We start from the raw sequence: 24,748 nt of genomic DNA on the forward strand, positions 1-24,748 counted from the left end.
TCACGTTCGAGAAGAACCTCACCCCTATCAAGTGACGGGACACTAAGCCATGACATCGGTAGTGGCGACGCGCCCGGCGCCGGCGCAGGGCGCGTCGGGTCCCCTCCTCGCGATGGAGGGGATCCGCAAGACCTTCGGTCCCGTGGTGGCGCTCGGCGGTGTGGACCTCACGGTCGGCCGCAGCGAGGTCCACGGGCTCCTCGGCGGCAACGGCGCCGGCAAGACCACGCTGATGAACGTGCTCTACGGGCTGTACCGGCCGGACGCGGGGACGGTGGTGCTCGACGGCGCCCCGGTCGACATCCGGGACCCGCGCGACGCCATCTCCCACGGCATCGGCATGGTCCACCAGAACTTCCTCCAGGTGGAGACCTACACCGTCACCGAGAACATCGTCCTCGGCACGTCGATGCCCTCCTGGCCCGCTCTGAGCCTCAAGGAGCCGGCGGCGCGGATCACCGAGCTGTCCGAGCGCTTCGGGCTGGCCGTCGACCCGAACGCCGAGGTGTCACGTCTCTCCGTGGGTCTGCGCCAGCGGGTGGAGATCCTCAAGGCCCTCTACCGGGGCGCCAAGGTGCTCGTGCTGGACGAGCCGACGACGAACCTGACGCCCCAGGAGGTCGACTCCCTGTTCGGCTCGCTGCGGGCCATCGTCGACGAGGGCATGAGCGTCGTGTTCATCACGCACAAGATCCGCGAGACCATGACGGTCTGCGACGCGTTGACGGTGATGCGTGACGGCCAGCGGGTCGGCACGGTGCGCCGGGTGGAGACGTCGGCGGCGGAGCTCGCCACCCTCATGGTCGGTGACGACGCCGCCGTCGGCCGGGTCACCGAGGTGGTGACCGCGGGCATGGGCGCGCCCGGCGCCGCTGGCGTCACCGGCGCAGCCCGGCACGGGGTCGGCACGGCGCGCGACCTCGGCGACGCCCCCGTGCGGGTGTCCGTCCGCGACCTCGTGGTGCACAACGACCACGGCGTCCCGGCCACGCACGACGTCGGGTTCGACGTGCGCAGGGGCGAGATCGTCGGCATCGCCGGTGTGGCAGGGAACGGCCAGGTCGAGCTCGCCGAGGCGGTCTCGGGCGTCCGAGCGCTGCACCGCGGCGCCGTCGACCTCGACGGCGAGTCGCTGGCGGGCCGGCCCACGGCCGCCTGGCTGGAGTCGGGCGTGGCCTACGTCCCCGAGGACCGTCACCGCGACGGCATCCTGCCCTCGGCCAGCATCATGGAGAACCTCGTCCTCGGTGCCCAGCGCAGCGTGCGGTTCCGCAAGGGCCCGCTCATGGACTGGGGTTCGGCTCGTCGCCACGCGGAGGAGGCCATCAGGGCCTACTCCGTCAAGGCATCCGGCCCCTCCGCCCCGGCCGCGGCGCTCTCGGGCGGCAACATGCAGCGCGTCATCCTGGCCCGCGCGTTCTCGCACCGACCGGGCTTCCTCATCCTGCACAACCCCACCCGCGGGCTGGACATCCCGTCCACCCAGTTCGTCTACGACCGGGTCCACGAGGCAGCGGCGGACCACTCGGCCGTGCTGCTGCTCTCCGAGGACCTCGACGAGCTGACGCACCTGTGCGACCGCATCCTGGTCCTCTACTCGGGCAGGGTCGTCGGGGAGCGCCGGCGGGGCGACTACGACCAGTACGAACTCGGCCACCTCATGGCCGGTCTCGAGGGGACCGAATGACCACCACCGCCACGCCACCGACCACGCCCGCACGGACGACTCCCCGCCCGGGCCGCGGCGCCGGCCTGTCCCAGGCGCTCGTCTCCTACACCATCGCCGTTCTGCTGGCCTTCGCCGTGTCCGGCATCGTGATCGCAGTGCTCGGCCACTCCCCCCTCGACGCGTTCCGGGCCATCCTCACGACGTCGTTCAAGTCGTCGTTCGGGCTGGTCGAGACGCTGCACAAGTGGGTGCCGCTCCTGCTCCTGGCCCTGGCGTTCACCATTCCCCTGGCCGCCGGCAAGTACAACATCGGCGGTGAGGGGCAGCTGCTGGTCGGCGCCACCGCGTCAGCTGCCGCCGGCATCCTGCTGAAGGACTCGCCCATGGTGGTCCTGCTGCCGCTGGTCCTGCTCGTCGGCGTCCTCGCCGGGGGCGTCTACGCCTGGGTCGCCGCCTGGCTGATGGACCGGTTCGGGGTCAACGAGATCCTCAGCACGGTGCTGCTCAACTTCGTCAGCTTCGGCATCGTCGACTACGTCGCCAGCGAGGTCTGGAGCGACCCGGCCGCCGGGCACCCGACGACGGTCCCGATCGGTGAGGGCGGCCTGCTGCCCCTGGTCGGGCGGCCTCCCCTGCACACGGGGGTGCTCCTGGCCGTGCTCGTGGCGGTGGCCACCGTCGTGGTGATGCGCCGGACCGTCCCCGGGTACGAGCTGCGCGCCGTGGGCACCAACCCACGCGCCGCGGCGGTCCACGGCGTGCGCATCGGCCGCGTCGCGGTCGGCTCCCTGGTCGTCGGCGGCGCCCTGGCCGGCTTCGCCGGTGCCATCGAGGTGGCGGGTGTGCACGGAAAACTCATCGAGGGGATGCAGTCCAACTACCTCCTCCTCGGCATCATCATCGGGCTCATCGCCCGGGGCAACGTGCTGGCCGTGCCCTTCGTCGCCTTCGGCATCGCGGTCCTGGAGGTCGGCTCGAGCGCGATGCAGCGCACGGCCGACGTCCCGAGCGAGATGGTGCTGATCGTCGAGGCCCTGATCCTGCTGTTCCTGCTCTTCTCCGACGTCGTCGGTGCCCGCCTGAGGAGGTCCTCGCGATGAACGAGGTCATACCGTTCCTGCAGCTCGTCGTCACCGCGATGGTGCCCTACATCCTCGCCGCCCAGGGCACGATGCTCGCCGGCCGGGCCGGGGTGTTCAACGTCGCCCAGGAGGGCGTGATGATGCTCGGCGCCAGCGTCGGGTTCCTCGTCTCCCTCAAGCTGGGCGGCAACCCGGCCGGCCTCCTCGTGGCGGCCCTCGTCGGCGCCGCCTTCGGGTGGTTCCTCGGCTGGGTCACGACCCGGTTCCGGCTCGACCAGTTCGTCATCGGCCTGGCGCTGTTCTTCGCGGCGATCGGAATCGCGTCGCTGCTCTACAAGGTCGTGATCGGTGTGACCCTCAAGCCGCCGCTCATCGACACGCTGCCCGACATCACGATCCCCGTGCTGTCGGAGATCCCCGGCATCGGGCAGGTCCTGTTCACCCAGGACGTGCTGGTCTACTTCGCGTTCCTGGTGTCGGGGCTGCTGTACTGGCTGCTCTACCGGACCAACCTGGGGCTGAAGCTCCGCTCGGTGGGCGAGAACCCGAAGGCCTCCGACAGCCTCGGTGTCAGCGTGGCCCGCACCCGCATCTGGTGCTCGACCGCCGGTGGCGCGCTGATGGCCCTGGCCGGTGCCTACCTCCCGATGACCTACACGGGCACCTACACCGAGGGCATCGTGGCCGGCCGCGGCTGGCTCGCCATCGCCCTGGCCTTCTTCGGCGGCTGGCGGCCGCAGTACATCCTCGCGGGCTCGGCGTTCTTCGCCGGCATGGAGGTCCTGGCGCTGCGCGTGCAGGTGGGGGGCGTGGACATCCCCCACCAGTTCATCTCGATGCTGCCGTACGTCGCGACGCTGCTCGTCATGATGTTCGCCCTGCGCTGGGCGAGCGTCCCCGCCTTCCTCGGTCGCAACTACGACCGGGAGAGCAGGCACTGACGACCCCCGCGTCAGGTGCCACCCATGGTGCCCCCGTCCCCCAGACCCTGGGCCGGGGGCACCGTCGTGTCACCCGGGCGCTGGGCAACATGTGACAGCGCGGCCCCTCAGGTGCCATCGCGGGCTGCCAGCGCCCGCCCGTCGCGGGCGCGCATAGGCTCGACACGGCATACCCGGACTGCACCCACCGCCCCCAAGGAGCCCACCGTGAGCGGACCCCTCGACGGCACCACCGTCATCGACCTCTCCCGAGCCCTCGCCGGGCCTCACGCCGGAATGATGCTGGGAGACATGGGCGCCCGCGTCATCAAGGTCGAGACACCCGGGACCGGCGACGACACCCGCGGCTGGGGTCCGCCGTTCGTGGGGCCCGACGACGAGCCGATCTCGACGTACTTCCTGTCGTGCAACCGCAACAAGGAGTCCGTGACCCTCGACCTGAAGTCCGACGACGGCCGCGAGACGCTGACCAGGCTGGTGCGCCACGGCGACGTGCTCATCGAGAACTTCCGCCCCGGGGTGCTCGACCGGCTCGGCTTCACGGTCGAGCGGCTGCACGAGGTCAACCCCGGGCTCGTCGTGCTGTCGATCAGCGGCTTCGGCCACGACGGGCCGCAGGGCGGTCGGGCCGGCTACGACCAGATCGCGCAGGGAGAGGCGGGCCTGATGTCGCTCACCGGCCCCTCCCCCGACCAGCCGACGCGGGTGGGCGTGCCGATCGGTGACCTGCTGGCCGGCATGTACGGCGCGTACGGCGTGGTGGCCGCCCTGCACGAGCGGAACCGCACCGGCAAGGGGCGCGTCGTGCGCACGTCGCTGCTCGCCGCGATCGTCGGGGTGCACGCGTTCCAGGGCACCCGCTACACCGTCGCGGGCGAGGTGGGTCACGCCCAGGGCAACCACCACCCGTCGATCACGCCGTACGGCCTGTTCGACTGCAAGGACGGCAAGCTCCAGATCGCCTGCGGCAGTGAGGGCCTGTGGGTCAAGCTCGCCACCGCGTTCGGCATCGACCCCGCCGCGCCGGGCATGGCCACGAACCGCGAGCGCGTCGCCCACCGCGACGAGGTCAACGCCGCTGTCAACGCCGCCTTCGCCGACCGCACGCTGGCCGAGCTGCTGGTCACGCTCGACGAGATCGGCGTGCCCGCCGGCGAGGTGCGCACCCTCGACCGCGTCTACGACTGGGACCAGACCCGCTCGCAGGGCCTCGTGCTCGACATCGACCACCCGGTGCTGGGCCCGATCGAGATCCCCGGGCCGCCGATCCGGCTCGACGACAACGCGTATGCCGGTGGGCGGCCCGACCACCTCCCCCCGCCGGCGCTGGGCCAGCACAACGAGAGCGTGCGCGCCTGGCTGGACGAGCAGGACGCGCGCTAGACGTCCCGCGCAGATCGGTTCGGGGTATTGCCGAGCGCCATGACGCGCGGCAATACCCCGAACCGGGAGAGGGGGCGCCGGGAGAGGGGGAGCCGGGAGAGGGCTCAGCCCCTGGCGGCGCGGGCGGGGCGGCCACGCAGCCTGCGCCGCACGCGCTTGCCCACGGCCTCAGCGGCGATCCCGACGCGGGTGCGACCCGGCTCGGGGTTGGGCAGCGAGAGCACGACGACCTGCTTCCACGCCGAGGCGACCTGCTTGACCAGCGGGCCAGTGGTGTAGCTGAGGCCGTACCGCTCGCAGATCTCCTGGATCCGCGGGGCGATCTCGGCGTACCGGTTGCTCGGCAGGTCGGGGAAGAGGTGGTGCTCGATCTGGTGGCTGAGGTTGCCCGTCATGAGGTGCATGGCCTTCGAGCCGGAGATGTTGGCCGAGCCGACCATCTGGCGCAGGTACCACTCGCCGCGGGTCTCGCCCTCGATCGAGTCCTTCGCGAAGGTCTCGACGCCCTCGGGGAAGTGGCCACACATGATGACCGAGTGCGTCCAGATGTTGCGCACCACGTTGGCCACCGCGTTGGCGCCCATCGTGTGGAAGAAGGACGGCCCCGACAGCAGCGGGTGCAGCAGGTAGTCCTTGCGCGCCTGCCGGCCGATCTTGCGCAGCACCTTCGTCGCGTCGCGCCGGAAGGTCTCCTTGTCCTTGCCGCGGCCCTTGACGTACGCGCCGAGCTCGAGGTCGTAGGCGGCGATGCCGTACTCGAAGACGAGCATGTTGAGGAAGTTGTACAGCGGCTGGCCCAGGTAGGCGGGGGTCCACCGCTGGTCCTCGTCGACGCGCATGATGCCGTACCCGAGGTCGTTGTCACGGCCGATGACGTTGGTGAACGTGTGGTGCAGCTCGTTGTGCGAGTGCTTCCAGAACTCCGACGGGGAGGCGTTGTCCCACTCCCACTCCTGGCTGTGGATCCTCGGGTCGCGCATCCAGTCCCACTGGCCGTGCATGATGTTGTGCCCGAGCTCCATGTTCTCCAGGATCTTCGCGACCGACAGGCCGGCGGTGCCGACCAACCAGGCCGGCGGGAAGAGCGAGAACAGCAGCACGGCCCGGCTGCCCATCTCCAGGCCCCGCTGCCACTTCAGGACCTTGCGGATGTATGCCGCGTCGCTGGCTCCGCGCGAGCCGAGGACCTCCTGCCGGAGGGCGTCGAGCTCGGCGCCGAGCGCCTCGATGTCCTCCGCGGTGAGGTGGGCGGCGGGGTCGGGCTTGCCGGAGCGCTTGGGCACGTGGCGGCGCTGCGTGGTGACCGTCGACAGGCGGCTGTTCACGAGCCGGGGGCCGGCGGCCGGGGCGCTCGGTGTGCCCGCGGCGGAGCCGTCGATGGAGAGGTCGAACTTCTCTGCGGTGGCGGTCATGTGGGGGCTCCTTCTCAGAGGTCGATCTCGCAGGCGCCGGCAGCCGCCGACACACAGGTCTGGATGCGGATGCCGTCGCCCGGGGTCGCGATGGTCATCTCGCCGTTGCGCAGGTCGCGCACCGCGCCTTCACGCAGCGGGACGACGCAGCCGAAGCAGATGCCCATGCGGCACCCGGACGGCATGAGGACGCCGGCGTCCTCGCCGGCGTCGAGGATCGGGGTGGCGCCGTCGGCGTCGACGACGGTGCCCTGGCGGGCGAAGGTGACGGTGCCGCCCTCGCCCTCGGCGATGACGACGGGCCGGAAGCGCTCGGTGTGCAGCTGGCCGGCGGTGCCGGCGGCCGCCCAGTGGGCCTCGACGGCGTCCAGCATCCCGGCGGGGCCGCAGGCCCAGGTCTCCCGCTCACGCCAGTCGGGCACGACCGCGTCGAGGTCCGCGACGTCGAGCAGTCCGTCGCGGTCGGTGTGGCGCTCGACCAGCCTGAGCCGGCCGTCCTGAGCCCACGAGCGGAGCTGGCCTCCGAAGATGACGTCCTCGCGTGTCGGGGCGGAGTGGACGACCACCACGTCGGCGAGCTCGTCGAGATGGTTGCGCAGCATGCCCATGACCGGGGTGATGCCGCTGCCGGCCGTGAGGAAGAGCGCCCGTGCGGGCCGCCGGGGCGGGAGCACGAAGTCGCCGGTGGCCTGGTCGAGGTGGACCAGCGTCCCGGGCTGCAGGGAGCGCACGACGTGGTTGCTGACCCTGCCGTCGGGGATCGCCTTGACGGTGATCGAGATCAGCCCGTCCGGGTCGGCGACCGGGGAGGTGAGGGAGTACGCGCGCCAGTGGCGCACGCCATCGACGTCGACGCCGATGCGGATGTACTGGCCGGGCAGGTGCCCCCGCCACGACCGGCCGGGCCGGATGGTCACGGTGGCGGCGTCGCGGGTCTCCGGGGTGACCGAGACGATGCGGCCGCGCAGGTCCGCGCCCTGGCGCATCGGCGCCAGCAGGTCGAGGTAGTCGGCGGGCACGACGGGTGTGGTGACGGCCTCGGCGACCCGCCAGAGGACGTCGCGCAGCGCCGGGCGGGAGGGTCGCTCCGCCGGGGCAGACTGCGGTGGGACAGTTGCTGTCATGCTTCCATCCTCACGGCTCCGTCGGCTAAATTCCTGACCAGCACGCGTGATTCCTGCGCGCAGAATTGTTCGCAGAGGACAGATATGGCAGCCGACGTTCCCGCCAGCCCCGACAGCCCCAACGGCCCCACCGCGGCGCGGGCTGCGGGCATCACCCTCGCCCAGCCGGTGCAGACGGCCCTGAAGGAGGCCCTGCCCACGGTGGCCGCGCACGCCGTCGACGCGATCATCGCCGAGGTCCCCAGCTACGCCGAGGCCCGGGCGTACATGGAGGGCAACATCGAGTCGGCGGTGCAGCTCGCCCTGGGGAGCTTCCTCACCATCGCGGCCCGGGCCGACGACCCCAGCACACCCCTCGGCCCTGCCCGTGAGGCCTCGTACGCCCTCGGTCGCGGCGAGGCCCGCAGCGGCCGGAGCATGGACGCGCTGCTGTCGGCCTACCGCATCGGCGCCCGCGTCTCGTGGCGCGAGCTCTCGGCGGTCGCTGTGGGCGCCGGCATGTCGGCGCCGCTGCTCGCGCAGTTCGCCGAGCTCGTGTTCGCCTACATCGACGAGCTGTCGGCCGCGAGCGTCGCCGGCCACAGCGACGAGCTCGCCTCCGCGGAGCGGGTGCAGCAGCGCCTCCTCGAGCGACTGGCCCTCGACCTGCTCCGGGGCGCCCCCGAGGAGGTCCTCACCCGCCGCGCCGAGCGCGCCGGCTGGACGCCTCCCAGAACGCTCACCGTCCTCCTCGTCCCCGACGCGCAGCTCCCCGCCGCCCGGGGGCTCGCCGGGCCGGGGAGCCTGCTCCTGGCCGAGGACCTCCCCGACCAGGCGCCGGGCGAGGACGTCACCGCGATGCTCCTCCCCGACCTGCAGCCGGGGGCCCGCCAGCGGCTCGTGCGCTCCCTCGGCGAGCGCCCCGCCGTCCTCGGCCCGGAGCGGCCCTGGCCGGCGGCCTCGGCCTCGTACCGGCGTGCCCTGCGGGCCTGGCGGCTGCTGGACAGCGAGCAGCCCGGCGGCCACGCGGCATACGACACCGAGGACCACCTCGCGGCGCTGGTGCTCGCCGCCGACCCGGATGCGGTGGCCGACCTGCGGGCGCGGGCCCTCGCGCCCATGGCGGACCTCACGGAGGCCGCCCGCGAGAAGCTCGAGGAGACGCTGCGGCTGTGGCTGCTGCACCGCGGCCGCAGGGAGGCCGTCGCCGAGGACCTCTTCGTCCACCCCCAGACGGTGCGCTACCGCCTCGGGCAGCTGCGCGACCTCTTCGGCGACCAGCTCGACGACCCCGCAGCCGTGCTGGACCTCGTCGTGGCGCTGGGCACCCCGACACCCCCACCGGCCACCCCCTAGGCTGCTCCCCTCGCACCACGAGGAGGTGGGCATGACCATCCCGACACACCAGGCGAAGCCGCGCCGGGTCGGAGCCAGGGACCTGCTGGCGGCAGCTCTCGACGAGGGCAGCTGGTCCAGCTGGGACGGCCCGCCGCTGCGTGTGGCCGACGACGGCAGCGCGTATGCCGCCGAGCTGGCCGCCGCGGCGGAGCGCTCGGGCGTCGACGAGTCGATCATCACGGGCGAGGGGCGCATCCGGGGCCGGCGCGTGGCCGTGATCGCGGGCGAGTTCCGCTTCCTCGCCGGGTCGATCGGCAACACCGCTGCGGAGCGCATCGTGCTCGCCTTCGAGCGCGCCCGGCGAGAGGGGCTGCCGCTGTTCGCCGCACCCTCCTCCGGAGGCACCCGCATGCAGGAGGGCACCCCGGCCTTCGTCGGCATGGTCAAGATCAGCGCCGCCTGCGCCGCCTTCAAGGAGGCCGGCCTGCCCTACCTCGTCTACCTCCGCCACCCCACCACGGGCGGGGTGTTCGCCTCCTGGGCCTCGCTGGGGCACGTCACGGTGGCTGAGCCCGGGGCGACGATCGGCTTCCTCGGCGCCCGGGTGTACGAGGCGCTCTACGGCCAGCCGTTCCCGCAGGACGTGCAGACCGCGGAGAACCTCTTCGAGCACGGGCTCATCGACGCCATCCTGCCGGTCGAGGCCCTCGCCGAGGTCGCGGACCGCGCGCTCGGCGTGCTCATGGCTCCGCGTGAGGACCTCCCCGAGGTGCCGGAGCTGCCGAAGGAGGAGCTGCCCGACCTGCCGGCCTGGGACTCCATCACCCGGTCCCGGCGCGAGGACCGGCCCGGGGTCCGGGCCCTGCTGCGCCTCGGCGCCACGGACGTGCTGCCGCTGCACGGCACCGGGCAGGGCGAGTACGACCCGGGTCTGCTCATGGCCCTCGCCCGTTTCGGCGGGGCGCCCTGCGTGGTGCTGGGGCAGGACCGCCGCGGCCAGACGCTCGAGGACCCGTTGTCCCCCAGCGGACTTCGGGTCGCCCGCCGCGGCATGCGGCTCGCCCACGAGCTCAAGCTGCCGCTGGTGAGCATCATCGACACCGCGGGCGCGGCCCTCTCTCGCGAGGCCGAGGAGGGTGGGCTCGCCGGCGAGATCGCCCGCTGCCTGGCCGAGCTCGTCATGCTCGACGCACCGACACTGTGCGTGCTGCTCGGCCAGGGCACCGGCGGCGGCGCCCTCGCCGTCATGCCTGCCGACCGCGTCATCTGCGCGCAGCACTCGTGGCTGTCGCCGCTGCCGCCCGAGGGGGCCTCCGCGATCCTCTACCGCGAGACCAGCCGGGCACCCGAGCTGGCCGAGAGCCAGCGGGTGCGCTCCCTCGACCTGCTCGCCGACGGCATCGTCGACCGGATCGTGGCCGAGCACCCCGACGCGGCCGACGAGCCGGAGGCGTTCTGCGCCCGGATGTCGCAGACCATCCAGCACGAGCTGGCCACCCTCGCGCGCCTGGACCCTGCCGAGCGGCTCCGGACCCGGCTGAGCCGCTACCGCGGCCTCGGCGTGGGCTGAGGCCGGCGGCGAGGCCCTGCGCCGCAGGCCGGCCAGCCGCACGGCATACATCTGCCAACCGCCGGCCACGCATTGGGCAGGAGGTGACAACGCGGCGAGGCCGTGACGGTCCCTAGGCTCGCGGCACAGACCTCAGGAGGTGCGCATGCGGGTGCTCGTCGCCCTCGGCGGAAACGCCATGACCGGGCCCGACGGCAGCGCCGCGCCGAAGGAGCAGCGGCACGCCATCGCCCGCGCGATGGAGCACATCGCCGGGCTCGTCGCGGCCGGGCACGACGTCGTCCTCACCCACGGCAACGGCCCGCAGGTCGGCAACCTGCTCGTCAAGAACGAGCTCGCCGCGCAGGTCGTGCCGCCCGTGCCGCTGGACTGGTGCGGCGCCCAGACCCAGGGGACGATCGGCTTCACGATCCTCGACACCCTCGAGTGGGCCCTCGCCGCCCGCGGGGTGGACCGCCGCTGCGCGGCCCTGATCACCCGCACCCTCGTCGACGCCGACGACCCGGGGTTCACCCGCCCCACCAAGCCGATCGGCCGCTTCCTGCCCCACGAGCAGGCCCAGGTGCTCATCGAGCACGGCCAGACCTGGGAGGACCGCGGCGAGAAGGGCTGGCGCCGCGTCGTCGCCTCGCCCGAGCCGCTCGAGGTCCTCGAGACCCACACGCTGCTCACCCTGATGCAGGCCGGCTACGTCGTGGTCGCAGCCGGGGGCGGCGGGATCCCCGTGATCCGCACCTCCGAGGGCAAGATCCGCGGCATCGAGGCCGTCATCGACAAGGACCTGACCGCGGCCGTGCTCGCGCGGTCGGTGGAGGCGGACGTGCTCGTCATCGCGACGGACGTCGAGAACGCCGTGGTCGGTTGGGGCACGCCCGAGGCCCACCCGGTGGGCCGGGTGAGCCTCGCCGAGATGGAGGCGTATGCCGCAGACGGCCACTTCGCGTCCGGCTCGATGGGCCCCAAGGTCGAGGCCGCGCTGCGGTTCGTGCGCAGCGGTGGCCAGCGCAGCATCATCACCGCCCTCGACCGCATCACGGAGGCGGTCGAGTCGGCCGACAGCAGCGTCGGCACCGTCATCGAGAACCCCGAGAACAGCCAGCAACCGAAGCAGGAAGGTGAAACCCGTGCCGGAGCCCATTGAGGTCCGCAAGGTCCCGATCCACAGCGTCGCCGACGCCTCCGAGCTCGCCAAGCTCATCGACGACGGGGTCATGGAGGCCTCGCGCGTCATCGCCATCATCGGCAAGACCGAGGGCAACGGCGGCGTCAACGACTACACCCGCATCATCGCCGACCGCGCCTTCCGCGAGGTCCTCGTCGCCAAGGGCGCCCCGGAGGAGCAGGTCAAGCAGGTCCCGATCGTGTGGTCCGGCGGCACCGACGGTGTCATCAGCCCGCACGCGACGATCTTCGCGACGGTCCCGGCCGAGAAGGCCGAGAAGTCCGACGACCTGCGCCTGACGGTGGGCTTCGCCATGAGCGAGCCGATCAAGCCGGAGGAGATCGGCTACACCGGGATGGTCGAGAAGGTCTCCGCCGCGGTGAAGGTGGCCATGGAGCGCGCCGGCATCACCGACGCCGCCGACGTCCACTACGTGCAGACCAAGACGCCGCTGCTGACGATCCACACCATCCGTGACGCGAAGTCCCGCGGCATGAAGGTCTGGACCGAGCACACCCACGAGTCGATGGACCTCTCCAACGGCACGACCGGCCTGGGCATCGCCGTCGCGCTCGGCGAGATCGAGATGCCGACGGACGCGGACGTCATGCACAACCGCGACCTCTACTCCTCGGTCGCCTCGTGCTCCTCGGGTGTCGAGCTCGACCAGGCGCAGGTCGTCGTGGTCGGCAACACCCGCGGCATCGGCGGTCGCTACCGCATCGGCCACTCGGTGATGAACGACGCGCTCGACCAGGACGGCATCTGGGAAGCCATCAAGGACGCCGGCCTCGAGCTGCCGGACCGCCCCCACTGGACGGACCTCGAGGGCCGCCTCGTCAACGTCTTCCTCAAGTGCGAGGTCAGCCAGGACGGCACCGTGCACGGCCGCCGCAACGCGATGCTCGACGACTCGGACGTGCACTGGCACCGGCAGATCAAGTCGGCTGTCGGCGGCGTCACCGCTGCGGTGACCGGCGACCCGGCTGTCTTCGTGTCGGTCTCCGCCGCCCACCAGGGCCCTGACGGCGGTGGCCCGGTGGCCGCGATCGTGGACGTGGGCGAGGGCGACCCGACCGGCTACCGCTGGGCCCGCTAGCCCAGGCGCCGCCTCCCGGACACCACGACGCCCGGGGTGCCCTGCTCAGCGCAGGGCACCCCGGGCGTTGCGCTGCCCGTCAGTGCGCGAAGTGGCGCGTCCCGGTGAAGTACATCGTCACGCCCGCGGCCTTCGCGGCGTCGACGACCTCGGGGTCGCGCATCGACCCGCCCGGCGCCACGACGGCCCGCACCCCGGCGTCGAGCAGCACCTGCAGCCCGTCGGCGAAGGGGAAGAACGCGTCGGAGGAGGCGACCGCACCCCGCGCCCGCTTCTCCCCCGCCCGGCTCACGGCCAGATGACAGGAGTCGACCCGGTTCACCTGGCCCATGCCGACGCCGACCGAGGCGCCGTCGCGGGCGAGCAGGATGGCGTTGGACTTCACGGCGCGGATGGCCCTCCAGGCGAACGCCAGGTCGGCCAGCGTCGCGTCGTCGGCCGCGTCTCCCGACACGAGGGTCCAGCGCGACGGGTCGTCGCCCCCACCCTCGACCTCGGCGTCGACGGTGTCGCGCGACTGCATGAGAAGCCCGCCGGAGATCGGTCGGATCTCCGCTCCCCCGCGCGCGGGCGCCGCGCAGGTCAGCAGCCGGATGTTCTTCTTGCCCTTGAGGATCTCGAGGGCGGCATCGTCGAAGGCCGGTGCGACAACGACCTCGGTGAACACGTCCTTCACCTGCTCGGCCATGGCGGCGGTCACCGGCCGGTTGGTGGCGATGATTCCGCCGAAGGCCGAGACCGGGTCGCACGCGTGCGCCTTGGCGTAGGCCACGTCGATCGTCTCCCCCACCGCGATGCCACACGGGTTGGCGTGCTTGATGATCGCCACCGCCGGCTGGTCGCCGTGGTCGTGGGCGGCGCGCACCGCCGCGTCGGCGTCGACGTAGTTGTTGTAGGACATCTCCTTGCCGTGCAGCTGCTCGGCCTGCGCCAGCCCAGGCTGCGGGACGAACCCGGACGTGTAGAGCGCCGCGCGCTGGTGGGGGTTCTCGCCGTAGCGCAGCACCGCGGCCTTCTCCCAGGTCGCCCCGACCCAGGCCGGGAAGCCGCTGCCGTCGGACGTGTCGGTGACGACGTTGCCCATCCACGAGGCGACGTTCACGTCGTAGGTCGCGGTGTGCACGAACGCCTCGGCCGCGAGCCGCTGACGCTGTGCGAGGGTGAACCCACCGCCACGCACCGCCTCCAGCACCGCGGCGTAGGCCGTGGGGCTGGTGACGATGGCGACGCTGGCGTGGTTCTTCGCCGAGGCACGCACCATGGTGGGCCCGCCGATGTCGATCTGCTCGACGCACTCGTCCTGGGAGGCGCCCGACATCACGGTGTCGGTGAACGGGTAGAGGTTGACCACCACGAGGTCGAAACCCTCGACGCCGAGCTCGTCGAGCTGGCGCACGTGGTCGGGGTTGGTGGTGTCGGCGAGGATGCCGGCGTGCACGCGCGGGTGCAGCGTCTTGACCCGGCCGTCGAGGCACTCGGGGAAGCCGGTCAGCTCCTCGACCGGCGTGACGGGGACCCCCGCCGCGGCGATGCGCGAGGCGGTCGAGCCGGTGGAGACGATGGCAACGCCCGCCTCGTGCAGCCCTGCGGCCAGCTCCTCGAGGCCGGTCTTGTCGTAGACGGAGACCAGCGCCCGCCTGATCGGTCGGCGTGTCTCGGCAGTGGCTGCCGCAGGCTGCTCGCTCACGGGATGGTGGCCTTTCGGTCGGTGACGGTGATTCCCTCGCGGGCCGCGCGGCCCACGACGTCGACGAGCATCGCCCGCTCGACAGTCTTGATGCGCTCGTGGAGCGACTCCTCGGTGTCGCCGTCCTCGACCGCGACCGCGGTCTGGGCGATGACCGGCCCGGTGTCGACGCCCGAGTCGACGACGTGGACGGTGCACCCGGTGACCTTCGCTCCGTAGGCGAGGGCGTCCCGCACGGCATGGGCGCCGGGAAACGCCGGCAGCAGGGCCGGGTGCGTGTTGATGACGATGTGCCGACCCAGCACCGCCGGCCCGAGGAGCTTCATGAAGCCGGCCGAGACGACGAGTGCCGGCGTGTACGCGTCGATGGCGTCCGCGAGCGCGGCATCCCAGGCGGTGCGGTCCTCGTGGTCGGCCACGCGGCACACGAAGGTCGGGATGCCGGCGTGCTGGGCCCGCGTGAGGCCGGCGATGCCCTCGCGGTCGGCTCCGACGGCGAGGATCCGCACGCCGTAGGCCGGGTCGGCGGAGGCGTCGATGAGCGCCTGCAGGTTGGTCCCGCTGCCGGAGACGAGGACGACGATGCCCACGGGGGCAGGCGTCTCGGTGGCGGCCTCGGGCGCAGTCACGCTGGCGACGATAGCGGCAGCGCTGGGCAGGGTCGCGGTCGCGTCCGGCCGGTGGCTGCGGCGCTGCTTCGTGCGAGCCGGCTCAGGCGCGCAGCTTCCAGCGGTCCCAGAGCAGGACCAGGCCGGCGCCCAGCGCGAACTCGGCCAGGAGTGCGAGCGTCATCGGCAGGGCCGGGGCGCCGATGTCGGACAACCTGCCCGCACCCAGCGAGCCGCCGCCGAGGGCGTCCACCGCTCCGATCGCCGCGGCGGCCAGCACCACCGCCGTGCCGGACACGGCCAGCTTGGTCCGGCCGGACGAGAGCCGCGACACCGAGCGCAGGGAGCGCCAGCCGATCAGGGCCCCCACGGCCACCGGGAGCAGCGCGAGGGCAGGCAGGAAGCCGGGGAAGGCACCCGGGTCCGGCAGCGCGCCGAGTCCGGGGACCATCGGGAGCAGGCCGGACCGCGAGCCGGTCCAGGTCGTCGACGAGCCCTCCACCACCGAGAACCCGGTGCCCGCGACGAAGGAGACGGCCCAGAGGGCGGCGTTCGGCAGGCACAGCAGCTGCCCGACGGTCAGCACGGTGCCGCCGACCAGACCGGGAGCCAGCTCGTCGTGGAGGTGGGCCACCTGCGGGAAGCGCACCGCCACCAGCAGGGCGACCACGGCACAGCCGGACGCCAGCATCGCCGCCGCGCCGATGGCCGCGGGCCGCAGGGCGCGGCGGACGAAGCCGGGAACGAAGGACGGGCGCTGCCACCGAGGGCCTGCGAGGTCGGGGTGCCTCGCGACCAGTCGGCGGGCGGCGAGGGCGGCACCGAGCGCGGGGACGGCCAGCACCGGCACCGCGAGGAGCATGGGCTGGGGGCGGGCCGGCGCCGACTGGGCGAGGAGGGCCAGCAGGGCCGCGCACGCGGCATACCCGCCGGCCCACACCGCGAGGGTGTCGGCAACGGGCCCGCGGAGCAGCCCGGCACGGTAGTCGCTGCGCGCCGACGCCTCGACCGCGTCGAGGCCGGTCCGCCAGGCGCCCCAGGCCGCGGCGGCGACCACCCCGGCCAGCATCAGCAGGGGGACGAACGCGACCACGGCCGCGCCGACCTGCAGCCGCGCACCGCCGCCGAGCAGCCACAGGCCGGCGCCGAGGCCGAGGGCGTCGGTCCACGGCACCGTGCTCTGGGGGCTGGCGACCCAGCTCACCAGGGCCGGCAGCACCACCACCAGGGCGGAGGCGAGGGCCGTGCCCGCGCCCGCGAGGAGGGGTCGGTACCACGGGCCGTGGCCGTCCGATCCCTCCGCGCTCGACGACGTGACCCCACGCAGCAGCTCCATGACACTCATCAGGGCCCCATCGTCCCTGACGCGGCGGGGCGATCCGGCGAGCAACGCCGCGCACCTGCCAGATTTGTGCGGTGGGCCGGAGCCGCGACGAGCGCCCAGTCAGGGGCGCCGATCCGACTCCTGCCGCAGCAGCGTGGCGAGGGCGCTGAGGTCCGCGTCGCCCAGGCCGGCCGCGACGGCGCGCTGCACCACCTCGCGGTTCACGACCAGCTGCGGCATCACGGCACCGACCCGGGCCGCGAGGGTGTCCGCCAGCGCGAGGTCCTTGGCGACCAGGCCGAGGGCGAAGGCCACCGGCGCCTCCTCGGGGTGAAGGTAGGACTCGCGCTTGTAGCCGACGAAGGGCGCACCGACCGCACTCGAGGCGATGACGTCGTAGGCGGCGGCCCGGTCGACGCCGGCCCTCTCGGCCAGCACCAGGGCCTCGGCCAGCGCCCCGTTGAGGGCATGCACCATGGCGTTGACGACGAGCTTCATGGTGGCGCCGGCGCCGAGGGCGCCCAGGTGGGCGATCCGGCTGGCGATCGCGTCCAGGGCCGGCCTGGCACGCTCCAGCGCCAGGGCGGGACCGCCGGCCATCACCAGCAGGGCCCCGGCCTCCACCGTCGACACGCTGCCCGACACCGGGGTGTCGAGGAGGGTGGCCCCGACGGCGGCCACGCCACGCTCCAGCCCACGCAGGGTGTCGGGGTCGACGGTGCTCGTGTCGGCCACGACCTGTCCGGCCCGCAGGCCGGCCACCAGGCCCTCGGGCCCGCCGTAGGCCGCGACCACCGCCGCGTCGTCGGCCAGCGAGACCAGCACCACGTCTGCGTCGTGGACGGCCTCGCGGGCCGTGGACCCCACTGCGGCGCCATGGCGTGCTCCCACCGCCTCCGCCTTGGCGTGCGTCCTGTTGTAGACCGTCACCTGGTGGCCGGCGGCCACGAGCCGCCCCACCATCGCCCCACCCATCCGGCCGGTGCCGACGACGGCGACCCTCATGCCCACTGGTCACCCGTCACGTGACCAGCCACCCCCCGTCGACGTAGAGCTGGACGGCGTTGACACTGGCGTTCTCGAGCAGGAAGTCCACCGCGGCCACGATGTCGCCCATCGTGGCCAGCCGACCGGTGGGGGTCCGGCTGCGGTAGCCCTCGAGGACGGCGTCCGGCTTGCCGGCCCAGAACGGGCTGTCGCCCACGATGCCCGGGTGGATCGCGTTGACCCGGATCGGCGCCAGCTCGAGCGCGAGCGCGTTGACCATCCCGGTCACGGCGCCGTTGACCGACGAGACCGTGATCGACCCCGGGTAGGGCTTGTCCTTGGCCCGGCCGCCGAAGAGCAGGATCGCCGCATCGTCGGGCAGCCGTGGGCGGAGCGCGTGGATCGCCTCCGCGTAGCCGATGAGCTTGATCGTGGCCAGCCGCGTGGCCCGGTCGATGTCGTAGTCCGCGATGGTGTTGGCGTCCCGCTCGATCGCGGCCAGCACCAGCCGGTCCACCGTCCCGACGTCCGCGAGCGCCTGGCCGACGGCGTGGGGCCGGCTCAGGTCGAGGGGTATGCCGCGGGCGGACGCCCCGACCGAGGCGGCCACCTCCTCGGCACGGGTGGCGTCCCGCCCGGTGAGCACGACCTCGTCCCCTCGCGCGGCGCGGCGGCGCGCGACCTCGAGGCCCATTCCCGCCGTGCCGCCGACGACCAGGGTCCTCATGTCGCGCCTCCCTGGTGCAGCTTCTGCTGGAGGTACTCCCAGTCCCGGGCGAAGCGGTACGAGTGCCTCCCCGGCGGCTGCGGGGCCTGGGTCTCCAGCCAGCGCACCGGCCCGTCGCCGACGTTGCGGAAGCCGTGGACGCACCCGACCCCCGCCCAGGCGACGTCGCCCACCTCGAGCCGGTAGGGCCTGCCGTCGAACGTCGCCTCCACGGCTCCCTCGACGATGAGGTACGTCTCCTCGAACGGGTGGTCGTGTGCCCCGGCGACGCCGTCCGGCTGGTACTCGACCATGAACATCGTCGACAGGGTGGCGCCGAGGTCGGAGTCGACCATCATCCTCACGGTGATCCCGCTGTACACCAGGAGCGCCGTGCGCATGCTCGCCGACACCGCGAGCCGGTCCTGGGTCTGGAGGGCCGGGTCCATGGCTGCCTCGTCGAGGTGGCCGAAGCGGCGCAGCCGCGGGTCCCGCACGTCTGCGGCGAGGGGCTCGGTGTGCTGCAGCTCGGGAACCACGAACGTGTCGTAGTGGTGGTCGGGACGCGGCGTGGGCGCCGACATGCGCGCGAACACCGCCTCGTGGGCGCCGCCGTTGCGCAGCGAGTGCGGCACCCCCACCGGGAGCAGCCCGTAGTCGCCCGGCCCGAGACGCACCGCCTCGCCGTGCGTCTGCACCACCACCTGTCCCTGCAGGACGTACAGGCTCTCCTCGTAGGAGTGCACGTGGGCGGGGACCGACCCGCCGGGGTCGAACCGCCCCAGGCCGAAGCCGGTGTGCACGGCGGGCGTACCGGCGTCCACGACCGACCAGGCGGCATACCCGGTCGCGCCGGCGAGCCGGCCGTGCGCCGGCACCCACTCCGGCGCGATGCCCCGGCGGACCAGGTGGTGGGTGCTCACGCAGCCGACTCCTTCGCCTTCGCTGCCTTGGCCGCCGCCTCCGCGAGGAAGTCGCGCGAGGCGCGCACCCGCGCCAGAGCCGTCGCGACGTCGGCCACCAGCCTGAAGTCGCGCTTGCGGAACACGCCGCCGACGATGACGTGCTCGACGTTGGACACGTCGGCCGACAGCGTGACCGCGGCCACCGGGTCGTGGACGGGGGCGACACCGATGGCGGAGGCGTCGACGACGACCACGTCGGCCTGCTTCCCCGGGGTCAGCGAGCCCGTGCGGTCCTCGAGCCCGGCGACGTGGGCTCCGTCCAGGGTGGCCATGGTGAGCATGTCCCGCGCGGTCAGCATCGTCTCGGGGGTCGGCGCGCCCGACTCCCAGGTGACCGCGTTGACCCGGGCTCGCTCGGCGCCGAACGCCGCCCGGATCTGGGTGAACATGTCGCCCGGCACGGTCGTCACGACGTCGATCGACAGGCTCGGCCGCAGCCCGAACTGGCGCGCCTTGTTGACCGGCGGCCACCCGTGCCCCATCTGGAGCTCGACCTGCGGTGCGATCGAGATGGTGCCGCCGGTGTCCTTGACCCGCTGCCACTCGTGGTCGCTGAAGTAGCAGCAGTGGATGAACGTCGTGTCGGGCCCGAGCAGGCCCAGGCGGTCGAGCTGCTCGACCATGGCGAAGCGGCCCGCCAGCCGGCCCATGCCCACGTGCACGGTGATGGGGATGCCGAGCTCCCGGGCCAGGCCCCACTCGGCCTGGACCACCTGGTCCTGGGTGAAGCCGGGCCCCCGCGTCGCCAGGCCCATCGTGAGCAGGCCGCTGTCCGAGGAGAAGTACGTCTCGCGCACCCGCCGGACGTCGTCACCGGGGATCGCCTCGGAGCTGAAGAACCAGTACTTCTCCAGGGAGGTGTTGGCGCTCCCGTAGGCGTACAGCGACCGGATGCCGCTCTCCTTCAGCCCCTGGATGGCCGCGTCCGGGTGGTCGGGGGTGTTGTTGATGTGCGACCAGTCGACGAGGGTCGTGATGCCGGCGTTGAGGCACTCGAGCGACCCCGCGACGTTGCTGGCGTAGACGTCCTCGGGCCGGTAGAGCGGGGCGAAGGTGTCGAGCACCTCCACGAAGTAGTCGTCGAGCGTCGCGTCGGGCGCGCAGTTGCGGATCGCTGCCTCCCACGTGTGCCGGTGGGTGTCGACGAACCCGGGGATGACGATCCGGCCCGTGCAGTCGACGACCTCGGCATCGGCGTCGATGCTGGCCTCGACCCCGGCGATCGTCTCACCGTCGATGAGGACGTCCCCGGTGGGGAGGTCGCCGACCTGGGGGTCCACCGACAGCACGGTGCCGCCCTTGAGGAGGATCTTGCCCATTGCTGCTCCCTTCCTGACGGCCGGTGGCCCCGGTCGCGCTGCTAGTACGAGACGAGCCGCCTGACGGCGGTGACGACCTTGTCGACCGTGGGGATGACCTGCTGCTCGAGGGCGTCGGCGAAGGGCAGCGGGACGTTCTCCCCGGCCAGCCTGCGGATCGGGGCGTCGAGCAGCTCGAAGCCCTCGTCGGCCAGGATCGACGCGACGGTCGCGCCCCAGCCGCCCTGGAACGGGTTCTCCTCCACGACGAGCACCCGGCTGGTCCTGGCCAGCGAGGACAGCACAGTGGTCACGTCCAGGGGAATGAGGCACCGCAGGTCGACGACCTCGGCCGAGATGCCATCGGCCGCAAGGACCTCCGCCGCCGCGAGCGCCATCGGGACGGTCGAGGCGAGCGTGACCACGGTGATGTCCGCGCCCGCCCGGACGACCTCGGCCCGGCCGAGCGGGACGACGTGGTCGGGCGGGGCGGCCGGCCCCTTGCTGGCGAAGAGCCCCTTGTGCTCGAAGAACACGACGGGGTCGTCGCTGCGGATCGCGGACGCCATGAGCCCCACGACGTCGGCGGGCGTCGAGGGTGCCACGATCTTCAGCCCGGGGACCGCCAGGGCCCAGTTCTCCACCGACTGCGAGTGCTGCGCGCCGAAGCCGAGGCCGCCGCCGTTGGCGGTGCGGACCACGAGCGGGACGGTGACCTGCCCGCCGGTCATGTACCGGGCCTTGGGGATCTCGTTGGCCAGGTAGTCCCAGCAGCACGCGAGGAAGTCGCTGAACATGATCTCCGCGACGGGGCGCAGGCCGGTCATCGCGGCCCCCATGGCGGCGCCGACGATCGCCTGCTCCGAGATGGGGGTGTCCCACACCCGCTCGGGGCCGAACTCGTCGAAGAGACCGGCGGTCGTCTTGAAGACCCCGCCGGCGGCACCGATGTCCTCGCCCAGGCACACCACCCGCGGGTCGCGGCGCATCTCGCGGGCGATGCCCTCCGACACGGCGTCCCGGTACGTCATCACGGCCTCGGAGCCCGTGCCTGCTGCACTCACGTCCGCTGTGCTCACGTCCGCCACGTCGCCCCTCCGTCCGCCCAGACGTCGGTGAACGCCTCGGCCGGGTCGGCCGGCGGAGCGGACTGCGCCGCGTGGACCGCGGCGGCCACCGCAGCGCGGGCCCGCTCCGCCGCGGCGTCGACGTCAGCCTCCGGGGTGCCGTGCTCGAGGAGACGCCGCCGGACCACGAGCAGCGGGTCGCGGGCGAGCCACGCCTCGACCTCCTCCGCGGGACGGTAGGTGCCGGGGTCGGTGCGGCTGTGCCCGAAGTGCCGGTACGTCAGCGCCTCGACCACGGTCGGCCCGCCCCCGGAGCGGGCCCGCACCACCGCCTCGGCCACGGCATCGCGGACGGCCACCACGTCGTTGCCGTCGACGAGGACGCCCGGCATGCCGTTGGCGGCCGCACGGTCGGCCGCGGGGTTGGGCACCGAGGTCACGGAGCCGATGGCCGTGTACTCCATGTAGCGGTTGTTCTCGCAGACGAAGACGACCGGCAGCCGCCACACGGCTGCCAGGTTGAGGGCCTCGTGGAACGCCCCGATGTTCGTCGCCCCGTCGCCGAAGAAGGCCACCGCGACCTGGCTCGTGCCCCGCAGGCGCGCGGACCAGGCCGCACCGTTTGCCATGGGCAGGTGGGCCCCCACGATGGCGTACGACCCGAGCATCCCCCGGTCCGCCCGGGTGAGGTGCATGGACCCGCCCTTGGCCCGGCACACCCCCGTCCGCCGCTGCATCAGCTCGGCGAGGCAGGCCTCCGGGCTGGCGCCGCGGGCGATGGCGTGGTGGTGGCCCCGGTAGGTGGCGAACACGTAGTCGTCCGGCCGCAGCGCCGCGCTGGCCCCGACCGCGACGGCCTCGTGGCCCGCGGCCAGGTGGGTCGTCCCCTTGACCAGCCCGCGCAGGAACAGGTCGTGGGCGGCCTTCTCCGTGGCACGGATCAGGGCCATCTGCTCGTACCAGCCGAGCAGCGTCGCGGCGTCGACCGGGGCGGCGGTGTCCGTGCTCACGGCTCGCCCCGGCCCAGGGTGGTGTTGAGGTGCGACTGCGACTCGCGGACCGGCGCCAGCGGGCCGCCGACGGTCCAGTAGCGCTGGCCGGCGATGAGGAGGTCCTCGGCAGGGAACTTCGTGATCACCTCGCAGCCGTCGGCGGTCACGACCACCTCCTCCTCGATGCGCGCGGCGGACCAGCCGTCCGCGGCCGGCCAGTAGGTCTCGAGCGCGAAGACCATGCCCTCCTCGAGGGTCTCCGGGTGCTCGAGCGAGACCAGCCGGCTGAAGATCGGCTTCTCCCAGATGCTCAGGCCCACCCCGTGGCCGTACTGGAGGGCGAAGGCTGCCTCCTCGCTGGCGAAGCCGAACTCCTGGGCCGTGGGCCAGACCTCGACGATGTCGGCGGTCGTGGCGCCGGGGCGCACCCGGGCGATGGCACGGTCCATGTACTCCCGGCACCGGGTGTAGGCGTCGCGCATGGCCGGCGAGGCGCTGCCGACGGCGAAGCAGCGGTAGTAGCAGGTCCGGTAGCCGAGGTGGCTGTGGAGGATGTCGAAGAAGGCTGGGTCCCCGGGCCGCACGACCCGGTCGCTGTAGACGTGCGGGTGGGGCGCGCACCGCTCGCCCGAGATGGCGTTGACCCCCTCGACGAACTCGCTGCCGAGGTCGTAGAGCACCTTGCTCACCAGGCCCACGCACTCGTTCTCGCGCACCCCCGGCCGCAGGAACCCGTACAGCTCCTCGTAGGCCGCGTCGACCATGGAACAGGCCTGCGTCAGGAGCCCGATCTCGTCGGCGGTCTTGATGCGGCGGGCCTCGAGGAAGACCTGCTGCCCGTCCACGACGTCGACGCCCTCGGCCCGGAGAGCCGCGAGGACCGGCATCTCGACGATGTCGACTCCGAGCGGCTCGCCCTCCATGCCGTGCTCACGCAGCACCGTGGCCACCTTGCGGGCCACCTCCTCGGCAGTGCCGGAGCCGGGGTGGAAGGCGCCGCGGAGGGTGGAGATGCCGGCCCTGGCACGTCTCTCGCCGTCCAGCCAGGGGTTGAACAGCTGGTGGTGGCGGGCCGCCGAGCCGAAGTCCCACAGCACCGGCTGGCCGCCGCGCGGCAGCACCGCGAAGCGGATCAGCTTGTCCAGCGCCCACGTGCCGATGTGCGTCGAGGTGAGGTACCGGATGTTGGAGAAGTCGAAGCACAGCAGACCGCCGAGGGAGGACGCCTCGAGCTGTGCGCTGATCCGCGCCAGCCGGTCACCGCGCAGCCGGTCCAGGTCGATGCGCTGCTCCCAGTCGACCGCGTTGGGCCCAAACGTGCGGATTGCCATAGGTCACCGGCCTCACGCCTTGCAGGTCTTTCGAGTAAGCCACCGACCGCGAGAGGGTGTCAAGTATTACTTCACAAGGCGTAGGCGATCGTGGAGAGCTTCACCACGGGCCGCACCGAACATCGACGATCTCGGGGCTCCGACCCGCACAGGTGTACAGTCCCACTACACGCGTGTGACCCGAGGAAGGGGCCGGATGACCAGCGCGATCCCCCCGGGGCCCGAGCCGCGGGCCGAGAGCCTCGGTGCGGCGCTCCGTGCGGCGCGGGAGTCGCGCGGGCTGTCCCTGCGCGAGCTCGCCCGGCAGGTCGACGTCTCGCCGAGCTTCGTCTCGCAGGTGGAGCTGGGCAAGGCCAACCCCTCGGTGGGCACGCTCTACGCCCTGGTCTCGGTGCTCGGCGTCTCCCTGAACGAGCTGCTGGGCGGGCCCGCCGACGCGGTTCCCGACCCTGCCGGCGGGGCGGCCGCGGCGGGGCCGGCAGCCGCTGCGGGCGGCCCCGGAGGCTGGCCCCGCATCGACCAGCCGGTCGTGCGCGCCCGCGAGCGCAGCCGGGTGCAGATGTCGGGGGTGGCGTGGGAGCGCCTGACGGTCGACGACCCCCTGGTCGACTTCCTGCACGTCGAGTACGGCCCGGGCAGCGCGTCCTGCCCGCCGGACGACATGGTCCGGCACGGCGGGCGGGAGTACGGCGTCATCGTGAGCGGCCGCCTCGAGGTGCAGGTCGGGTTCGAGACCTACACGCTCGAGCCCGGCGACTCGATCCACTTCGACTCCTCGACCCCGCACCGGCTCAGCAACCCCCACGACGAGCCGTGCACCGCCGTGTGGTTCGTGCTGGCCCGGCGCGACGACCCACGCGTCGCGCCCACCGCCACCCCGTCGGCCTGGGCCCACCTGCCGGGCCTGCTCTAGGCGACCGGGCAGGGGGTGCCCGGCCGCGAGAAACTGGCGCGACGGGCGCAACCGGCTGCCCGAGTGCCGCGTCTGCAGGGGTGAGGGTCCTCGGTGGGCCGTCGCCGACAG

At 72.9% G+C, this 24,748-nt stretch carries 21 protein-coding genes; 9 read left to right on the forward strand and 12 right to left on the reverse strand.

Annotation, left to right across the window (positions count from 1 at the left end):
• Positions 1-49 precede the first annotated feature (49 nt).
• The 4 genes from VIB11_RS12560 to VIB11_RS12575 all read left to right on the forward strand — a co-directional run bounded on the left by VIB11_RS12560 (position 50) and on the right by VIB11_RS12575 (position 5,075).
• On the forward strand, positions 50-1,687 hold the full coding sequence (locus VIB11_RS12560) for an ABC transporter ATP-binding protein (protein WP_332031571.1): 1,638 nt from the start codon (positions 50-52) through the stop codon (positions 1,685-1,687).
• Positions 1,684-2,769 carry an ABC transporter permease gene (locus VIB11_RS12565; protein WP_332031572.1) on the forward strand — a complete coding sequence of 362 codons (1,086 nt, stop codon included), beginning with the start codon at positions 1,684-1,686 and terminating at the stop codon, positions 2,767-2,769. Before VIB11_RS12560 ends, VIB11_RS12565 begins: the two co-directional genes overlap by 4 nt.
• Positions 2,766-3,692, forward strand: a complete 927-nt coding sequence (locus tag VIB11_RS12570) for an ABC transporter permease (RefSeq protein ID WP_332031573.1) — start codon at positions 2,766-2,768, stop codon at positions 3,690-3,692. The genes VIB11_RS12565 and VIB11_RS12570 overlap by 4 nt, the downstream gene beginning before the upstream one ends.
• 207 nt (positions 3,693-3,899) lie before the next feature.
• Positions 3,900-5,075 (forward strand): CoA transferase, encoded by a 1,176-nt coding sequence (locus VIB11_RS12575; protein ID WP_332031574.1) that lies wholly within the window; start codon positions 3,900-3,902, stop codon positions 5,073-5,075.
• 104 nt (positions 5,076-5,179) lie between these two features.
• Here the strand turns inward: VIB11_RS12575 and VIB11_RS12580 are convergent, their stop codons facing one another.
• Together VIB11_RS12580 and VIB11_RS12585 are read right to left on the reverse strand one after the other, a co-directional pair.
• Entirely contained in the window at positions 5,180-6,487 is a 1,308-nt protein-coding gene (locus VIB11_RS12580; RefSeq protein ID WP_332031575.1) for an acyl-CoA desaturase, read from the reverse strand.
• Positions 6,488-6,501: 14 nt separating this feature from the next.
• Complete coding sequence (locus VIB11_RS12585; protein ID WP_332031576.1) at positions 6,502-7,611, reverse strand: ferredoxin reductase; 1,110 nt, start codon at positions 7,609-7,611, stop codon at positions 6,502-6,504.
• 84 nt (positions 7,612-7,695) lie between these two features.
• On the opposite strand from VIB11_RS12585, the gene VIB11_RS12590 reads away from it, so the two are divergent.
• The 4 genes from VIB11_RS12590 (at position 7,696) to VIB11_RS12605 (ending at position 12,759) form a co-directional block, all read left to right on the forward strand.
• Positions 7,696-8,946: a helix-turn-helix domain-containing protein gene (locus VIB11_RS12590; RefSeq protein ID WP_332031577.1), complete on the forward strand. Its 1,251-nt coding sequence runs from the start codon at positions 7,696-7,698 to the stop codon at positions 8,944-8,946.
• 31 nt (positions 8,947-8,977) lie between these two features.
• Positions 8,978-10,498, forward strand: a complete 1,521-nt coding sequence (locus VIB11_RS12595) for a carboxyl transferase domain-containing protein (RefSeq protein ID WP_332031578.1) — start codon at positions 8,978-8,980, stop codon at positions 10,496-10,498.
• A gap of 145 nt (positions 10,499-10,643) precedes the next feature.
• Entirely contained in the window at positions 10,644-11,639 is a 996-nt protein-coding gene (locus VIB11_RS12600; RefSeq protein WP_332031579.1) for a carbamate kinase, read from the forward strand.
• Complete coding sequence (locus tag VIB11_RS12605) at positions 11,623-12,759, forward strand: ring-opening amidohydrolase (protein ID WP_332031580.1); 1,137 nt, start codon at positions 11,623-11,625, stop codon at positions 12,757-12,759. The genes VIB11_RS12600 and VIB11_RS12605 overlap by 17 nt, the downstream gene beginning before the upstream one ends.
• 79 nt (positions 12,760-12,838) lie before the next feature.
• On the opposite strand, the gene purH is transcribed toward VIB11_RS12605, so the two are convergent.
• The 10 genes from purH to VIB11_RS12655 form a co-directional block, all read right to left on the reverse strand.
• Entirely contained in the window at positions 12,839-14,446 is a 1,608-nt protein-coding gene (gene purH / locus VIB11_RS12610; protein ID WP_332031581.1) for a bifunctional phosphoribosylaminoimidazolecarboxamide formyltransferase/IMP cyclohydrolase, read from the reverse strand.
• On the reverse strand, positions 14,443-15,075 hold the full coding sequence (gene purN, locus VIB11_RS12615) for a phosphoribosylglycinamide formyltransferase (RefSeq protein ID WP_332031582.1): 633 nt from the start codon (positions 15,073-15,075) through the stop codon (positions 14,443-14,445). The genes purH and purN overlap by 4 nt, the downstream gene beginning before the upstream one ends.
• An 82-nt stretch (positions 15,076-15,157) precedes the next feature.
• Positions 15,158-16,399, reverse strand: a complete 1,242-nt coding sequence (locus VIB11_RS12620; RefSeq protein ID WP_332031583.1) for a DUF6350 family protein — start codon at positions 16,397-16,399, stop codon at positions 15,158-15,160.
• Between the two features lie 99 nt (positions 16,400-16,498).
• A complete protein-coding gene (locus tag VIB11_RS12625; RefSeq protein WP_332031584.1) occupies positions 16,499-17,383 on the reverse strand; it encodes an NAD(P)-dependent oxidoreductase in 885 nt (294 codons plus the stop codon).
• 16 nt (positions 17,384-17,399) lie between these two features.
• Positions 17,400-18,092 (reverse strand): SDR family NAD(P)-dependent oxidoreductase, encoded by a 693-nt coding sequence (locus VIB11_RS12630; protein ID WP_332031585.1) that lies wholly within the window; start codon positions 18,090-18,092, stop codon positions 17,400-17,402.
• Positions 18,089-18,994, reverse strand: coding sequence for a cupin domain-containing protein (locus VIB11_RS12635; RefSeq protein WP_332031586.1), 906 nt, complete (start codon positions 18,992-18,994; stop codon positions 18,089-18,091). Before VIB11_RS12635 ends, VIB11_RS12630 begins: the two co-directional genes overlap by 4 nt.
• Positions 18,991-20,355 (reverse strand): amidohydrolase family protein, encoded by a 1,365-nt coding sequence (locus VIB11_RS12640; RefSeq protein WP_332031587.1) that lies wholly within the window; start codon positions 20,353-20,355, stop codon positions 18,991-18,993. The genes VIB11_RS12635 and VIB11_RS12640 overlap by 4 nt, the downstream gene beginning before the upstream one ends.
• Positions 20,356-20,396: 41 nt before the next feature.
• Entirely contained in the window at positions 20,397-21,413 is a 1,017-nt protein-coding gene (locus tag VIB11_RS12645; protein ID WP_332031588.1) for an alpha-ketoacid dehydrogenase subunit beta, read from the reverse strand.
• On the reverse strand, positions 21,410-22,411 hold the full coding sequence (locus VIB11_RS12650; protein WP_332031589.1) for a thiamine pyrophosphate-dependent dehydrogenase E1 component subunit alpha: 1,002 nt from the start codon (positions 22,409-22,411) through the stop codon (positions 21,410-21,412). The genes VIB11_RS12645 and VIB11_RS12650 overlap by 4 nt, the downstream gene beginning before the upstream one ends.
• On the reverse strand, positions 22,408-23,724 hold the full coding sequence (locus VIB11_RS12655) for a Xaa-Pro peptidase family protein (RefSeq protein ID WP_332031590.1): 1,317 nt from the start codon (positions 23,722-23,724) through the stop codon (positions 22,408-22,410). The genes VIB11_RS12650 and VIB11_RS12655 overlap by 4 nt, the downstream gene beginning before the upstream one ends.
• A 196-nt stretch (positions 23,725-23,920) precedes the next feature.
• Between VIB11_RS12655 and VIB11_RS12660 the strand changes: the two genes are divergently transcribed.
• A complete protein-coding gene (locus VIB11_RS12660; RefSeq protein ID WP_332031591.1) occupies positions 23,921-24,637 on the forward strand; it encodes a helix-turn-helix domain-containing protein in 717 nt (238 codons plus the stop codon).
• Positions 24,638-24,748: the final 111 nt, after the last annotated feature.

It is taken from the genome of Pedococcus sp. (assembly GCF_036554925.1).
GTDB lineage: Bacteria > Actinomycetota > Actinomycetes > Actinomycetales > Dermatophilaceae > Pedococcus_A.

Excerpts from the sequence above, each read along its gene's own strand:
- VIB11_RS12560 (WP_332031571.1), top strand. The coding sequence starts at position 50 with ATGACATCGGTAGTGGCGACGCGCCCGGCGCCGGCGCAGGGCGCGTCG.
- VIB11_RS12565 (WP_332031572.1), top strand. The coding sequence starts at position 1,684 with ATGACCACCACCGCCACGCCACCGACCACGCCCGCACGGACGACTCCC.
- VIB11_RS12570 (WP_332031573.1), top strand. The coding sequence starts at position 2,766 with ATGAACGAGGTCATACCGTTCCTGCAGCTCGTCGTCACCGCGATGGTG.
- VIB11_RS12580 (WP_332031575.1), bottom strand. The coding sequence starts at position 6,487 with ATGACCGCCACCGCAGAGAAGTTCGACCTCTCCATCGACGGCTCCGCC.
- VIB11_RS12585 (WP_332031576.1), bottom strand. The coding sequence starts at position 7,611 with ATGACAGCAACTGTCCCACCGCAGTCTGCCCCGGCGGAGCGACCCTCC.
- VIB11_RS12590 (WP_332031577.1), top strand. The coding sequence starts at position 7,696 with ATGGCAGCCGACGTTCCCGCCAGCCCCGACAGCCCCAACGGCCCCACC.
- VIB11_RS12595 (WP_332031578.1), top strand. The coding sequence starts at position 8,978 with ATGACCATCCCGACACACCAGGCGAAGCCGCGCCGGGTCGGAGCCAGG.
- VIB11_RS12600 (WP_332031579.1), top strand. The coding sequence starts at position 10,644 with ATGCGGGTGCTCGTCGCCCTCGGCGGAAACGCCATGACCGGGCCCGAC.
- VIB11_RS12620 (WP_332031583.1), bottom strand. The coding sequence starts at position 16,399 with ATGAGTGTCATGGAGCTGCTGCGTGGGGTCACGTCGTCGAGCGCGGAG.
- VIB11_RS12625 (WP_332031584.1), bottom strand. The coding sequence starts at position 17,383 with ATGAGGGTCGCCGTCGTCGGCACCGGCCGGATGGGTGGGGCGATGGTG.
- VIB11_RS12630 (WP_332031585.1), bottom strand. The coding sequence starts at position 18,092 with ATGAGGACCCTGGTCGTCGGCGGCACGGCGGGAATGGGCCTCGAGGTC.
- VIB11_RS12640 (WP_332031587.1), bottom strand. The coding sequence starts at position 20,355 with ATGGGCAAGATCCTCCTCAAGGGCGGCACCGTGCTGTCGGTGGACCCC.
- VIB11_RS12655 (WP_332031590.1), bottom strand. The coding sequence starts at position 23,724 with ATGGCAATCCGCACGTTTGGGCCCAACGCGGTCGACTGGGAGCAGCGC.
- VIB11_RS12660 (WP_332031591.1), top strand. The coding sequence starts at position 23,921 with ATGACCAGCGCGATCCCCCCGGGGCCCGAGCCGCGGGCCGAGAGCCTC.